General features: G+C 59.9%; 10 protein-coding genes. 5 read left to right on the top strand and 5 right to left on the bottom strand.

What is annotated here, in order from left to right; genetic code table 11:
* Positions 1-50: 50 nt before the first annotated feature.
* Genes JV201_RS14240 through JV201_RS14225 form a run of 4 tightly spaced genes read right to left on the bottom strand, consistent with a single transcriptional unit; the run spans position 51 to position 6,147 of the window.
* The gene (locus JV201_RS14240) at positions 51-1,244 is read right to left on the bottom strand and encodes a hybrid sensor histidine kinase/response regulator (protein ID WP_003217587.1); all 1,194 of its coding nucleotides are present in this window, start codon (positions 1,242-1,244) and stop codon (positions 51-53) included.
* The gene (locus JV201_RS14235) at positions 1,238-1,837 is read right to left on the bottom strand and encodes a chemotaxis protein CheB (protein ID WP_219407112.1); all 600 of its coding nucleotides are present in this window, start codon (positions 1,835-1,837) and stop codon (positions 1,238-1,240) included. The genes JV201_RS14240 and JV201_RS14235 overlap by 7 nt, the downstream gene beginning before the upstream one ends.
* Positions 1,834-2,649, bottom strand: coding sequence for a protein-glutamate O-methyltransferase CheR (locus tag JV201_RS14230; protein WP_003217583.1), 816 nt, complete (start codon positions 2,647-2,649; stop codon positions 1,834-1,836). Before JV201_RS14230 ends, JV201_RS14235 begins: the two co-directional genes overlap by 4 nt.
* Positions 2,650-6,147 carry a response regulator gene (locus JV201_RS14225; RefSeq protein WP_219407111.1) on the bottom strand — a complete coding sequence of 1,166 codons (3,498 nt, stop codon included), beginning with the start codon at positions 6,145-6,147 and terminating at the stop codon, positions 2,650-2,652.
* Between the two features lie 280 nt (positions 6,148-6,427).
* Here JV201_RS14225 and JV201_RS14220 point away from each other — a divergent pair, with 280 nt between their 5' ends.
* The 3 genes from JV201_RS14220 to JV201_RS14210 all read left to right on the top strand — a co-directional run bounded on the left by JV201_RS14220 (position 6,428) and on the right by JV201_RS14210 (position 12,204).
* A complete protein-coding gene (locus tag JV201_RS14220) occupies positions 6,428-9,994 on the top strand; it encodes a hypothetical protein (protein WP_257903322.1) in 3,567 nt (1,188 codons plus the stop codon).
* 216 nt (positions 9,995-10,210) lie between these two features.
* Positions 10,211-10,570: a response regulator gene (locus JV201_RS14215; protein ID WP_003217574.1), complete on the top strand. Its 360-nt coding sequence runs from the start codon at positions 10,211-10,213 to the stop codon at positions 10,568-10,570.
* Between the two features lie 233 nt (positions 10,571-10,803).
* The gene (locus JV201_RS14210) at positions 10,804-12,204 is read left to right on the top strand and encodes a DUF1254 domain-containing protein (protein ID WP_003217572.1); all 1,401 of its coding nucleotides are present in this window, start codon (positions 10,804-10,806) and stop codon (positions 12,202-12,204) included.
* 30 nt (positions 12,205-12,234) lie between these two features.
* Here the strand turns inward: JV201_RS14210 and JV201_RS14205 are convergent, their stop codons facing one another.
* Positions 12,235-12,906: a DUF3313 domain-containing protein gene (locus JV201_RS14205; RefSeq protein ID WP_008431019.1), complete on the bottom strand. Its 672-nt coding sequence runs from the start codon at positions 12,904-12,906 to the stop codon at positions 12,235-12,237.
* Positions 12,907-13,103: 197 nt separating this feature from the next.
* Here JV201_RS14205 and JV201_RS14200 point away from each other — a divergent pair, with 197 nt between their 5' ends.
* Positions 13,104-14,927: a serine hydrolase gene (locus JV201_RS14200; protein WP_219407110.1), complete on the top strand. Its 1,824-nt coding sequence runs from the start codon at positions 13,104-13,106 to the stop codon at positions 14,925-14,927.
* Between the two features lie 6 nt (positions 14,928-14,933).
* Entirely contained in the window at positions 14,934-15,737 is an 804-nt protein-coding gene (locus tag JV201_RS14195) for a MipA/OmpV family protein (protein WP_087693017.1), read from the top strand.
* Positions 15,738-15,774 lie beyond the last annotated feature (37 nt).

Below are 15,774 nucleotides of genomic sequence, written 5' to 3'. Positions count from 1 at the left end.
TGATACGACCATGGGGTCACGCAGAGGTTGCGTCGGATTTGCGATTGATTTCATGCCCCGGCCTCCAGGGGCAGGCAGACGCGGAACAACGCGCCCTCGCCTATCCGGCTTTCCACTTCAATGGTCCCGCCGTGGGCCGCGATAATCTGCTCGGAGATAAACAACCCCAGGCCCAGGCCCGCCACGGCATGGTTGGCCGACACGCGCTCGAACTGTTGGAAAATACGCTTCTGGTTGTCTTCGCTGATGCCGATCCCGTGGTCACGTACTTCTACCCGTGCTTCGCCATGCTCGGCGTACACCCGCACTTCCACCGGGCTCTTGGCCCCGTAGCGCAAGGCGTTGGTCAACAGGTTGGACACCACCTGTTCGATACGGAATTCATCCCAGTTGCCCACCACCGGCCCTTCCTGGACCCAGGCCACCGAAGACTCCGCCGCCGCCACCTGCGGCGCAAAATTTTCCAGCAGGTTGTGCACCAGTTGCGTGAGGTCAAAGCGACCGGGGCGAATTGACAGCTTGCCCGTGCGAATGCGCGACACGTCGAGCATGTCTTCGATCAGGCGGATCAGGCTCTGGATCTGCCGCTCATCGCGGTCGACCATGGCGTGCATCTTGTCCAGGGTAAACGCCGCGGCGTTGTCCCGGGCAAGGTGCATCTTGCGCAGCTGGGTTTCCAGGATCAGCCCGTTGAGGGGCGTGCGCACTTCGTGGGCGACGATCGACATGAAGTCATCGCGCATGCGCACGGCCTGCTCCAGTTCGGCCTGGGTGGCCTGCAAGCGCGTGAGCAAGGCTTCCTGCTCGCGCCGGCTTTGCTCCAGGGCTTCAACCTGCTGCTTCATCGCCTTGCTCTGGCGGTACAGGTCAACGAATACGTTGACCTTGCTCTTGACCGCGTGGATATCCAGCGGCTTGTGCAGGAAATCCACGGCGCCGCTTTCGTAGCCCTTGAACGCATAGTTGAGCTCACGGCCGGCAGCGCTGACAAACACGATGGGAATGTTCTTGGTCTTTTCGGTGCCGCGCATCAGCTCGGCCAGCTCGAAGCCGTTCATGCCCGGCATCTGCACGTCGAGAATGGCCATGGCGAACTCGTGCTCCAGCAGCAGCGACAAGGCCTCGTCGGCGCTCAATGCCTTATAGACCTGGCGGTCCTCGCGCTTGATCAGCGCTTCAAGGGCCAGCAGGTTTTCCGGCAGATCGTCGACGATCAGCAGTTTGGCCTGGACAGTACTTAACATGGGGAGGATTCCAGGGAAGCCAGCAAGGTGCCGATGCGGCTCAAGGTGAGGATATGGTCAGGTTCATGCAGCGCCAGGGCGGCCCGGGGCATCACGGCGACGCGGGCCTCCAAAGGGTCCTGCACCACCGTGGTACCGCCGCTCTGCTTGACGTGGGCCAGGCCCCGGGAGCCGTCCTGGTTGGCCCCCGTCAGCAAAATCGCCAGCAAGCCCTTGCCGTAGACATCGGCGGCTGAATCAAACAGGTAGTCGATTGCCGGGCGGGAATGGTGCACGCGGTCCTCCTGGCTCAGTGACAGGCTGCGGTCGTGCTCCACCGACAGGTGATAACCGGGGCCGGCAAAATACAGGGTACCGGGCTGGATCACTTCCTTGTCCCGCGCTTCCACCACCTTCATCGATACGCGACGGTCAAACACTTCCGCCAACTGGCTGCGGCGCTCGTCCGGCAAATGCAGCACGGTAATGATCGGCAGGCCGAAGCTCGCCGGCAGCTCGCCAAAAATGCTCAGCAATGCCTCGACACCGCCTGCGGAAGCGCCGATCACAATGGCCTCGATCCCGGATACCGGGCTGGCAGTAGCTTCATTCATAATTTTCGGTAGATCCGTTCTTGCTTGACCAGGGGTTCGAACTGTTTGCTGTAGGCGGAAAAATCCAGGGTTTCCTTGCTGCCCAGCACCAGGAAGCCGCGATGACACAGCGACTCATGGAACAGTCCAAACGCCCGATCCTGCAACTTTTTATTGAAGTAAATCAATACGTTGCGACAGGAAATTAATTGAGTTTCGGAAAACACGCTATCGGTCGCCAGGCTGTGATCGGCAAACGTCACGTTCTCCCGCAGGGTTTTGTCGAAGATCGCATGATCGTAAGCCGCGGTGTAGTAATCGGCAAACGAACGCTGGCCACCGGCCTGCTGGTAGTTGTGGGTATAGGCGCGGATGTTCTCGAGGGAAAAGATCCCCTGCTTGGCTTTTTCCAGGGACCGGGGGTTGATGTCGGTGGCGTAGATGATGGTGCGTTCCAGCAGGCCTTCCTCACGCAACAGGATGGCCATGGAATACACCTCCTCCCCGGTACTGCAGCCCGCGATCCAGATCTTGATCGACGGGTAGGTCTTGAGCAGCGGCACCACTTCCTTGCGAATCGCCAGGAAGTGCGAGGGGTCGCGAAACATTTCGCTGACCGGAATCGTCAGGAACTGCAGCAACTGCATGAACGCCGTCGGGTCATGCAGCACCCGTTCCTGCAAGGCCGAGATGGTGGCGCAGTCGAACTGACGCAACGCATGGGCCACGCGGCGTTTGACCGAAGCGCCGGAGTAGTCGCGAAAGTCGTAGCTGTACTTGAGGTAAATCGCCTCAATCAACAAGCGCAGTTCGATGTCAGTGCTTCGTTCCAATTAAATCCGTTCCATCTTGGGTAGCCACACGCGAATCAATGAAAACAACCGGTCCAGGTCGATGGGCTTGGCCAGGTAATCGTTGGAGCCTGCCGCCAGGCAGCGCTCCTGATCGTCCTTCATGGCCTTGGCCGTCACCGCGATGATCGGCAGCTTGCGCCAGCGCGGGTCCTGGCGGATCAAGGCAGTGGCCTCGTACCCGTCCATCTCCGGCATCATCACGTCCATCAATACCAGGTCGATGTCATCGACTTCATTGAGTTTCTCGATCGCCTCGCGGCCATTACGGCCGATCACGACAATCGCGCCCTTGTGCTCCAGGGCACTGGTCAGGGCGAAGATATTGCGTACATCATCATCCACCAGCAGGATCTTGCGGCCCTCGAACACCTTGTCGCGGCTGCGGGCAGTCCTGAGCATTGTCTGGCGTTCATGGGACAACTGCGATTCGACTTTGTGCAGAAAGAGTGTCACCTCGTCCAGCAGGCGCTCGGGGGAACGCGCGCCCTTGATGATGATCGAGCGCGAATACTTGCGCAGTTCGGCCTCTTCATCGCGGGTCAGGTTGCGCCCGGTGTAGACGATCACCGGCGGGAACGAGCAGATGTCCTCGATGGACATGCGCTTGAGCAGCTCGTTGCCGAGCATGTCCGGCAGCTTGAGGTCGATGATCATGCAGTCGTAGATGTGGGTGCGCAGCAGGTCCAGGGCCTCCTGGGCGAAGCCTACGGCGGTGATCTCGATATCATCGTCGCCGATCAGGCGGGCAATGCTGTCTCGCTGAAGGTCATCGTCTTCCACCAGCAGCACACGCTTGACCTTCTGCGTCAGCTTGGCTTCCAGGCGGGCGAACACATCCTTGAGCTCTTCGCGGGTGGTCGGCTTGACTGCATAGCCCACGGCGCCCATGTGCATGGCGGCTTCGACACGGTCCTCCACGGAAATCACGTGCACCGGGATATGGCGGGTCCCGGCATGTTCCTTGAGACGTTGCAGCACGGTCAGGCCGGAATGGTCCGGCAGGCGCATATCCAGCAGGATCGCGTCGGGAATGTACTGTTCCGCCAGGGCGTAGCCTTCGTCTGCGCCATGGGCCACCAGGCAGTGGTAACCCAGTTCATGGGCGAGGTCGAAGAGGATGCGGGCAAAGTTGGGCTCATCTTCCACCACCAGGATGCAACGCGTGGCGAACGGAGCCTTGTCGCGGTCATCGATAAAGCGCGGAATCTGCGCTTCGTGGGCGATCGGCATCGGCGACACCTTGATCGGCGCCGGTGCAGGCGCAGGGGCCACCGCGCGCGGCTGTTCCAGCGCGGGGGTGTCTTCGTCACGCTCTACATAGTGCTCGGGCACCACCAGGGTAAAGATACTGCCCTGGCCAGGTTCGCTGGTGACGCTGATATAGCCGCCCAGCAGGTTCGCCAGGTCCCGGGAAATCGACAGGCCCAGGCCGGTGCCGCCGTAACGACGGTTGGTGGTGCCATCGGCCTGGCGGAAGGCCTCGAAGATGCTTTCCTGCTGGTCCGGGGCGATGCCAATCCCCGAGTCGCGTACGGTAAAGGCGATGCCCTCCCCCGGTGCCCGGGATACCGACAGGCTGACCTCACCTTTCTCGGTGAACTTGATGGCGTTGGACAGCAGGTTCTTCAGAATCTGCTCCAGGCGCTGGCGGTCGGTGAACAGCATGTGTGGCGAGCCTTCCTGCACCTCCACCTGGAACCCGAGCTTGCGGTCGTCCGCCAGCGGCTCGAACATGCCGCGCAGCCCATCCACCAGGCGCGCAACGCTGGTGTTCTCCGGGCGCATTTCCAGCTTACCGGCTTCGACCTTGGAGATATCGAGGATGTCATTGATCAGGTTGAGCAAGTCGTTACCGGCCGAGTAGATCGACTCGGCGAACTTGACCTGTTCGGCGCTGAGGTTTTCCTGGGGGTTCTCCGCCAGCAACTTGGCCAGGATCAACGAGCTGTTCAGCGGCGTGCGCAGCTCGTGGGACATGTTGGCGAGGAATTCGGACTTGTACTTGCTGGAACGCTGCAACTCGTCGGCACGCTCTTCCAGCTCGATCTGTACGCGGTTGAGCTGGACGTTCTTCTGGTCCATGGCATCGCGCTGCTCGGCCAGGGTCTGGGTCTGTTCGGCGAGTTGCTCGTTGGTCTGTTCCAGTTCCGCCTGCTGGGTTTCCAGGTGGGCCTGGGACTCCTTGAGGATGCGCGACTGTTCTTCCAGCTCTTCGTTGGCTGTCTTGAGCTCTTCCTGCTGCACTTGCAGCTCTTCATTGAGCTGCTGGGTTTCGGCCAGCACTTCTTGCAGGCGCTGGCGATAACGCGCGGCTTCGATGGAGGTGCCGATATTGTCGGCAATCAACTCCAGCAGTTCGACATCACGGTCATCGAGTGCACGCAGGAAACCCAGTTCGATCACCCCGTTGACCCGGCCATCATCGCTGGTCGGTACGACCATCACACTGCGGGTCGAACCCTCGCCGAGGCCGGAACTGACCTTGAAGTAATCCACCGGCACATCGTCCAGGCGAATCAGGCGGTCCTGCCGGGCCGATTGGCCGACGATGCCTTCGTCGTTGTAAATCGACTGTTCCTGCTGCTCCTGCTCGCGGGAGAAGCCATAGGTCGCCACGCGTGTGAGGCCGCCGTGCTCTTCACGCACGTACAACGCCGCCACCGCCGAGCCCATGTACTGGGCGAAGAACTGCAAAATGTTGCGCCCCAGCAGGTTCAGCGTCAGTTGGCCAAGGACCTGCTCGGCCAGCTCGGTCTGGCCGTTTCGCAACCAGGCTTGCTGCTCGAGGCGCTTGGCGATCCTCTGCTGCGACATCAGGTTTTCGCTGTAACTGTTTGAAAGTTCTAGAAGATTCTTTCGGCCGACATACGCCAGGAAGCCGCTCAGGCCGAGCACAAACACCAGGTACAAGGTGACGCTGATGATCGTGGTGCGGGTAACGTCTTCATTGCGGGTGATGCGGAACTGTTGCTCCATCGCCACCGCCCGGTCGTACTCCTTGCGAATCTCGTCCGTCAGGCTCTTGCCACGCCCGGCTTTCACGGCGGTGCGGTAATCGCCGTTTTGCCGCTGCATGTCAATCATCGACTGGGCGTAGGTGTTCCACGCCTGTTGCAACGATTCCAGACGCTTGAGCCGGTCCACCTGCTCCGGATTGTCCGCCACCAGTGCCTGCAAGTTGCGCAAGTCGGAAATGATCCGCGGCTTGGCCACTTCGTACGGGTCGAGGAAATGCTCGTCACCGGTAATCAGGAAGCCGCGCATGCCGGTTTCCAGGTCTACGGTCAGTTTCGAGGTTTCGTTGAGATTGTTGATTACCCGGTCGGTGTGTTCGACCCACTGGATCACCGACAACAGGTAGGTGATCAGAACGACGAAAAACACCGCGCTGAGCACGCCAACGCCCAACGGCAGTGCCACGTTGCGGCCCAGCAATTTACGGAAGCTTTTCTCATCGACAGACGACGCGGGAGTCATGGGCATGCCTTGGCCAATACGGAAAAACGAGGAGTTTGCCCCAAAGTTGCGCCTGAGCGCTATTTTTCTACTGACCCTGGCGACATGGATTACATAACTCTTTGATAAATCGACGAATGTATGTGTTTTTAACACTCGGCAATTGACTTTCCTTCTTACATGGGAACCGAAGTGAGCCTGGAACGTTGTGTGTGGGCCGCCCCACCCAAAGGGGTGCCGTGGGGAACAGGGAACCTCCTCGGAAAAGGCACGTATCTCCTAATAAAACAGGTACCCACCGATGCAAAATGTCAGCAACCTCTCCGTGCAACAGGCTGCGCCCCAATTCTTTTCCTCCCCAGCTTCCGGGGCATCGTCCCTGAGCCCCCAGCCAGCCACACCCCCTGCCGTTGCAGCAGCGCCAGCATCAGTCGCCACCCGCTCCGATGTGCTGAAACAGCCCTTGGCCGACCGGCAGAACTGGCAGAACCTGCTGGACGCCATCAACCTCGCAGCCTCACCCCTGCAAGACTACGACACCGCCCCCTATGTACAGTCCGTCCTGAAGCTCACACAAATGGCCATTCATCCGGACTCGTCCCATCACAACACCATGAACATGGGGACCAGGGTCAACCAAAGCCTGGAGGCATTCCTGAATGCCAACGGGGTGCCTCTGCCAACCTCCAAGGCCGAGTTGCTCAAGCTGAAACTGGAAGCGACCGTCAGGATCGCCGCCCACCCTTTCGGTGACCTGGGCGGTGCCCTGTCCTGGCCCGCACCGCTGGACCAGAACCAGCAAACTCAGTTGCGTCTGCTTGCGATGAACCACTCCCACCACCTCGGCGATCAGCCGCAAGTCACGCAGACAAAGAGCGTCCTGGACTTTCTCGCGTACCAGAATCCCATTCCTGCAGCCGCCTTGAACGACCCGGCGAAGATCCTCGAGTTTCTTTTAAGCTCGCCCGAAGGCCAACTGATGGGCCAGGCCCTGCAGCGCGGGCTCAATGGTATCGAGACCAAGAACAGCCATTACGACTACCTGCTGGCCGCCATCAGTGCACAGATGGATCCCGAGTCAATCCAGGCGCCTCAACGGAACAAACTGGCCGGTTTCGACGTGGCCAGTGAAGAACATTGGGGCAAGCCGGCCTCTGCCATCGTCAACGGGCTGAGCGCACACCTGTCGAGCGAGGGCAGAACGAGCCCCGAGATGGCCCAGGCGGGTGCTTACGTATTGCTGGCAAGAACAGCCCCGGAGTTCCTGATCAAAGACATCCCGGCCAGCGTGACCTATGGCAGCCCGGCCTGGGTCAACCTGGCGGTTGCGGCGGCGTCGATTGAAGCGCAGTCGCCGGGCTCGGTACCGAACATGACTTTCGCCCAAGTGATGCTCATGGCCGAAAGCGCTGCACTCGCCGAGCCCGCCGTGACCCAAAGCGCACAGAGGGCAGCGCTGATTGATTGGGCCGTGGCCAACGGCGTTATCAGCAAACAACCCAACGATGCCTACAGCCCCGACCAGCTGGAAGCGATACGCGTCGAGTTCACTCAGCAGGTGGATGAACGCATGAAGGCCTCCACCCTGCTGGAGACCGATATCCCGAGCCGCAAGGCCATTGCACTGGCCCAGCTCAAAGAGCGATTTGGCGAGGATGTGCCGTTTGAAAAAAAGGCCCTGACGGTGAAGGACACCCGCCAACAACAATTTGGCTCACCGCTCTACGACCCAAACCGCGCACCTGCGGGCCTGCATTCGTTGCTGGACATCGCCATGAGTGGCTTGGGCGATTACACCTGGGAATCCAAGGATCCAGACATCACCCAGGCACTGGAAGGCCAGTCGCTCAAGTTCGACGTAAACGCGACATTTCAGAAGCAGTTTGAAGAGTCGATCAAGTCGCTGAACGACGGGGTCGCCACCACCGTAAAGCACCTGATCGCCAGCCTGCCGCTGGAAGATCGAAAAAACATCGAGCAGGGCAACCTCACTTTTTACCAGCCCTCTGTTTATCAATTGGGCCCAAACCTGGTCACCTCGCTTTTCAAACCGATTAAAAATGAGCTGCTGATAAAGGTAGAGGGTGGCACGGAACCTGTTACCTATAGGCTGGACATAAAAAACGGCAGCATCAAAAAAGTAATGCCCCAGGATTTCTCTGCGAGTACCTGGGAACTGGCGATCGAGGAAAACAGAATAAAAAAATTCGACGCTTCAGAGGCCAGTGAGCCCGAGCGCTCAGCCAGTACAGACACGAACCCACTGCCTCCCAACAGCTTTGCCACCGCCCGAACCCAGTACATCGCGGAGGCATTTGTCGAAAACCTCGACCTGGGCAACGAGGATGTCGTCAAGCAAGCCAAAGGCGCCACGACCTACGACAAGCAAATGGAAACCGAGTTGAAGGTGACCCATTTCTTCCTCGACCTCATTCCCTTCAAGTCAGCGATTGACAACTTTACCAAGGGTAATTACCTGGAGGGGGCGATTGACCTCCAGCTGGACCTGCTGGGCTTTGTCAGCCTGGGTTCGTCCAAAGCGGCACAGGCGGGCACAAAAGCCCTCAGTGCAGGCGCCAAGGCGCTGAATGTTGCCAAAAAGATCGGTGTCGCCACCATCGGCGCCTTGAACCCGGTGGGCGGCTTGGGCGACTTGCTTCTGGGAGGCGCAGGACTGATTAACCGGGGCGGCAAGTTTGTAGTCGAAAAAAGCATTAACGGGCTAAACAAACTCAAGGGGGCAGCCGGCAGCCATGACCTGTTGAAAGCCGCCGGCAAGGAGCATGGCGTCGCGGCAATCGGCACCATCAAGCTGGCGGATCAAACCGTCGAAGCCTCCGCTGTATTGAACAAGGGCGAATGGTACGCGTACGACGCCCTCAAGAAACAACCCTATGGCCCACCGCTGAAGGGGTTCACGCCACAGACCGTGTCGGTCCAGGACAACGTTGAAAGCTTCTGGGAGTACTTTGTCGGAGGGCCGGCCACCAAGGCGCAAAACACACCCTCCAAGCAATTATCCAACTCATTCAAGGCTACGCAGGAACACGCCAGAACAACGAGCCACGATGCGTATATGCGTGGCTATAACAACGGGGTAGTGGATGACATCCCGGGCTACTCGGGCTCCATGGATATCGCAGAGCTCATGGAACTGGCACTTAAGCCGAATCGAAGCCCCGAAGAAATCGGCGCCCTGGCACAGTCAATAGGCAAAAAGCGATCAGAAGTCGGCCTTAAAAACTATGAGTTCTACAAAGCCGAAATTGAGCGCATCCCCGGCATCAAGCTCCGGGGCATGCCCCAGAATTTCTATTTGAGCCAGGTGGACACGGTGACCGGAGGCGAATGTGGCGTGTTAGCCAACGCAATGGCCTACACCGTGTCCGTTGGAAAACAGGACGAGTACATCGACAAGCTTTTCATTGCGGCGGCAACCAAGGAAACCAACCCAAAATCGGCGAGGTTCATCAAGGACATGAGCGAAGCCCAGGATCACTTCAGAAAGCGACCGCACTCGGCTGAAGTCGTCACGCAAAAGTCCTATCAGGCCATCATCGATGACTTGGCCAACGCGACGACGTCCAAGACACTCATCATCGCCACGCCCGTCCACGCGATGACAGCGGGAGTGATCGTGGAAGGCGGCACGCGAAAATGGTTCTATTTCGACCCCAATTTCGGATTGGTCAATTTTCCGACCGAGGACGCCATGAAAAAAGGAATGAAGGAATCGCTGGCCAACAGTAAGACGCCGCTCATCCCGGGAGCGTTTGGGACGCCGACAAACCCGGAATATACGGTCAGCACCTTCAAGGCAAGCGAGAACCAGAGCCGGGTACATGGGTTGGTGTACGGATCCCTTTAACCGATAAAACCGGCAGCTTGAGACCATGGCCGGGGCTTGCTGGTTGTTCCAGCAAGCCCCTGGCAAGTGAGTGGCGGTGATACGCGACATTTGTAGCCGTTACCGGCACAATGTTTTGCTTATCTGGGGAACTTGCCGGGACCGACAATACTCAGGATGAAAACGGTCTTCCCATCGCCCAAGACCTGCCCCTTCCACTGTTCGGGAACCTCCACTATGTCAGCCGCCCCCTCCACCATCCTTGTAGTCGAAGACGACGCCATCGTGCGCATGTTGATCGTCGATGTCCTCGAAGAGCTGGAGTACCAAGTGCTTGAAGCGGCCGATGCCGAAGAAGCCTTGAAAATAGTTCAAGACACCGACCAGACCATCGACCTGATGATGACCGACGTCGGCCTGCCGGACATGGACGGCAAGCAACTGGCCCTCAAGGCCCGTGAAATACGCCCCGCCCTGCCCATCCTGTTCGCCAGCGGTTATGCCGAAAATATCGATTCGCCAGCCGACATGCAGGTGATCGGCAAGCCGTTCTCGATTGATCAGTTGCGTGACAAGGTTAAGTCCATACTGCCTTGACTGCCCCCCGATGCCGCCTTTCACAGGCGGCACTTGATCTCGTTGATGTCAACTGATCGATAGATCTTTGCGTTGAACCTCACGTGCCAAAAGACTTCCCGAGCAACTGAGTGCAAACTCTGCCTGACACGCAAAGGTTCAGCTAGTTGCGACTGTACGCGCCCACCGGAGCCTGCTTTTATAACAGCTGAAAACTCGACGACATCCGACTGACTCAGTAAGGACGCAACAACATGATTCGAACACCGACGCGCCTGCTGTTGGCGAGCCTCTCGATTTTCATGAGTACCGGCGCCTGGGCCGATTTCACCGCCACGCCGAGTGAAGCCCGGGCCATCGCCAAGGAAGCCTATCTTTATGGCTTCCCGGTGGTGGAGATGTACAAGACTCTCTACACCCAGGCTGTCGACAAGACCGGGGCGAACTTCAAGGCGCCGTTCAACCACATCGGGAACACCGCGCAGGCGATAACCCCTAAAGATACAGCGATCCCCACCCCCAACCCGGACACGCCCAACTCCTTTGTCTGGCTCGATCTGCGGGCTGAGCCCGTGGTGTTGACCCTGCCCAGGATCGAAGACAACCGCTACTACGCCGTGCAGTTGGTCGACCTCTATACGCAGAACTTCGGCTATCTGGGTACCCGCAGCACCGGTAACAACGGTGGCCACTACATGATTGCCGGCCCGGGCTGGAAAGGCCAGCAGCCAACCGATATCGACCGCGTCGTGTACAGCGAAAGCAACATCGCCTACGCCCTGTACCGCACTCAATTGTTCGATGAAAAGGACTTGGGCAAAGTCAGACAGATCCAGGGCGGCTATAAGGTCCAGACCCTGAGCAGCTACGTGAAGCAGCCCAAACCCATCAAGCCGCCGAAAATTGCCTGGCCCAAGCCTACGCCGAACATGAGCGACAGCGTGCATCTGTTCCGCTATCTGAACTTCATGCTGGCCTACGCAGCACCGCAGGACAGTGAGAAAGACGTGCTCGCGCGTTTTGCCAGGATCGGCGTCGAGGCGGGTAAACCGTTCGACCTCAAGGCCCTGACGGTTGAGCAACGCAAAGCGCTGGATGACGGCATCGCCGACGGCAAAGCCGAGTATGCAGCCTTCAAAAAAGACAAGATCGATACCCATCAAGTATCCAGTGCAGACCTGTTCGGCAATCGCGACCACCTTCAAAACAACTACCTGTACCGCTACGCTGGCGCCAACCTGCACCTGTTTGGCAACTCCGGCGATGAAACGGCCTACCTGCGCTACTCCGTGGACAGCGAGGGCAAACCCGCCAACGGCGCACGCCACAGCTACACCCTGCACTTCGCCAAGGACCAGTTGCCACCGACCGACGCATTCTGGTCACTGACCATGTACAACGCCAAGACCAATCTGCTGACCCCCAACCTGAAGAAGCGCTACGTGCTCACGTCGGGGATGTTGCCCAACTTCAAGCTCGACGCCGATGGCGGCCTGACGCTGTTGGTCGCGCACCACGAGCCACCGAAGGCGGAACAAAGCAACTGGCTGCCAGCACCACCCGGCCCGTTCTATGCCCTATTGCGCATTTACCTGCCCAAGCCTGAAGTGGGTAACGGGCAATGGAAGCAGCCACCGCTCACACCGATCAAATAGCACCCGCTCAAGTCGCGCACCGTTTGAGGCTTAGCCTTTTTTAAGCTTCAAAAACGATTGATGCAGGTCCGACGCCCAGCCGTCGATGACGTTTTTCACGTCATCGGCTTTCATCACCTGGGAGTCGTTTGCCAACGGTTTACCGGTGCCTTTGCGCACGACTTGGGCGACCACCTTGCCACTGGCACCGTCGAGGAATTGGGCTTCGGTGCCCAAGGTGGTTTCCTGGTCACGAATCCCGGCGCCCGTGCTGACCGTGGCGACTACCAGGGCGACAGGAATGTACTCATAGGGCTTGAGACTTTCGGTCTTGCTGCTGACGGCAGTGATCGCCGCACGCACCACTATCACGCCCGGGCCTGGTCCGTCGGCCAGAGGCAAGGACTTTTCCAGTTCGCGCTTGAGCGCCTGGCTGTAGTAGGTGCTGATGCCCTGCAGGGTGCTTTCAGGGATCTTGGTGCTGGCTTGCGGCTTGGGGTAGAACTGGGTGGGCTCGATGTACACCGCGTTATAGCGGCTCAGACTCAGGTTGGGGTCCACCCAACGCATTACCTGCGCGCCCGAGGGCGACCTGGCTTCCTTGAGGTTGCTGTAGTCGGAGAGAAACCCGGAGTATTCGTCCGGCTGCGTCACCTTGCTGGAACACCCCATCACCCCGATCGTGGCAATACACACGGTGCTGATCATTATTCCCAGTTTCATCGCGATACTCCTTGGCTGACGTTGAGGAAGCGCTGAGCATTAGGTATAGCTGATGCTGGAGCTGCGGCAATGAAGCGAGCCCGCTCGGGGCGGCCTGCATTAACAGTCTTTGACAGTTTCCCGACAAAGCTCACAAAGACTCATGGACGGCCCGCCCCTAGCATTCGAGCATCCAAACCACCCCTCGGGTGCTCCTCATGTTTCGCACATTGCGCAGTATTCCGCTGCTGGGTTTCCTGCTGGGCAGTCTCGGCTGCCACGGCCAACCGCCGGCCCCGCCGCCTATCCCCAAGGGCGACTACAGCGCAATCATCCGCTACCTGCAAAAACGCATCCCCGTTGAAATGGCCAGGCAAAACATACCCGGCCTGTCCATCGCCTTGGTCAATGGCCAGGAACTGATCTGGGCCCACGGCTTCGGCGTTGCCGACAAAGCCCTGGGCAAACCGGTGACGCCCAACACCGCGTTCCGCGCCGGCGCCCTCTCCAAACTGCTGACCGCCACCGCCGCCCTGCAACTGGTGGAGCAACAGCGCCTGGCCCTCGACGCCCCGATCCAGGACACCCTGCGGGAGTTCTACGTACGCTCGCGCTTTCATTCCGACCAGGCTGCCGCCGACCGCGACATCACCCTGCGCCGCCTGCTCAGCCACCAGTCCGGCCTGCCCAGCGAACACCTGCGGGACGTGCGCAACACCTTCGCCATGGGCCAGATGCCAATGCGTATTTCAGGGGTTTGGCTGAGCACGCCACCGGGGACCCAGGTGGCCTATTCCAACCTCGGCTACGCCCTGGTCGGCGCCGCCATCGAACGCAGCAGTCGGCAGGATTTCGAAACCCGACTGCAAAGCAGCCTGCTCAAGCCCCTGGAGATGAACCAGTCGAGCTTCGTCGGCACCGGCGCGCAACCGGGCTTTCGCGCCAGGGGTTATGCAGACGGCACCGTCAGCGCCGACGCCCAGGTGCGCGACCTTGCGGCCGGTGGCTTGTGGAGCAGCCCCAAGGACCTCAGCCACTACGTGCGCATGCTCTTCGCCCGGGGCCTCTATAAAGACAGACAGGTACTGGGCAGCCAGTCGATTGACGAGATGTTCAGCCAGCAAAACACCGGCAACGCCCTGGACTTCGACTGCCAGATGGGCCTGGGGTGGTTTCTCGCCCCTTGCGGCGATGAGCCGGTGGGCCCCGGCATTCGCACCTTCCAGCACAGCGGTGGCGGGGATGATTTCGCCGCACAACTCACGATGCTGCCGGACCAGCAATTGGCCGTGATCGTGATGGCCAACGACAGCAGCGCCGAAGAGATGGTGGCGTCCCTGACCACCGACACCCTGCGCCTGATGCTTCAGGCCCAGACCGGCGACCCGGTGTGTTCCGACGACTGCCAGGCGCCCGCCCACGGCCTGAAAATCCGCCAGGTGCCCGCCGCGATCGACCGCAGGCGCCTGGCGGGTTTCTACGCCACGGCCTGGGGTGTCTTCCGTATCAAGGACGAAAACGGCCAGCTGTATGGCGAGTTGGCCGACACCCGTTTCGAACTGCTGCGCGACGGCCAGGGCTGGCTGCGGGCGCAGCAGAAATTCCTCGGTTTCTGGCTCAAGGACCTCGGTGAACTGGGCCGCGTGCAGCTGGATGTGGTAACGGTGCAAGGGCGCCAGATGCTCACCGCCCGCAGCCACGGCCAACGCGTCCCGGTGGGCGAACGCATCGAACCGACCCCGCTGAGCAATGCCTGGGCCGACACCATCGGTACCTATCAAGTGCTCAACACCCATGAGCCCGACGCGCCCCTGAGCGGCATCAGCGTGCGCCTGGAAAACGGCTTCCTGGTGATCCGCGGCCAACTGCACGACGAGCCGCTGACCGACTACATCCTGCTGCCTGTGGACAACGCCCACGCGGTGCTGGCCGGCAACGGCTATGGCCTGGGCGATACCGTGAGTCGCCAGGTCAACGGCCTGAGCGCCTCCGGCTACCACTTCAAACGTACCGATTCTCCCCACAACCCCTTGAGTCTCTGACCTCACATGAAGACCATCATGCGTTCAAAACACCTGTGCCTGTCCCTGACGTCGCTGTGCCTGCTGGCCAGCGCCGACACCCTGCTGGCCGACGACTGGGAATACACCCTCAAGGCCGGCGTGGCCAACCTGCCCCGCTACAGCGGCAGCGACGAGCGAGTCACCGCGCCGGTGCTGGGGGCGGCCATCGTCAGCCCGTGGGGGATTTTCCTCGACACCGACAAGGGCCTGGGCTGGGGTTATGACGGCGGCGGTGCGAGCTTCAGCGCCTACGTCGGCGCCAGCGGCTCACGCAAGGACGAAAGCAAGACCGGGCGCCCGGGCTCGAAGAAACTCAAGGGTATGGGCGAGATCAAGACTCGCGCCCAGGTGGGTGTCAGTGGCAGCTATAACCTGGGCGGGGTGATTCTCGGCGCAACCCTGGAGCATGCGCTTGAGGAAGATGATCACAAGGATTCCGGCAAGGCGTTCACCCACCTGGAGCTGAGCCTGGGCACCAACCTGTACGACGGCGACTACGGTTCGCTGGATGCCAGCCTCAGCAGCCATTTTGGCGACAGCAACTACCTGCAGACCTGGTACGGCGTGACCACCGGCCAGGCCGCACAGAGTCGCTTCAAGGCCTACAAGGCCAGCGGCGGCAACATCAGCAACGGGATGAATCTGGTGTGGAGCTTGCCGATCAGCGAACACACACAGTTTTCGACGCTGCTGGATGTGCAGTACCTGGCAGACAAGGCCGGGCAAAGCCCGATTGTGGAGAGACGCTTGCAGACGTCGGTGATGGGGATGGTCGAATACACGTTCTAACTTTGGTAATCCAATCAAAATGTGGGAGCTGGCTTGC

This window comes from Pseudomonas sp. Colony2, assembly GCF_019382755.1.
Lineage (GTDB): Bacteria > Pseudomonadota > Gammaproteobacteria > Pseudomonadales > Pseudomonadaceae > Aquipseudomonas.
This window is presented reverse-complemented; position numbering and strand designations above follow the sequence as displayed.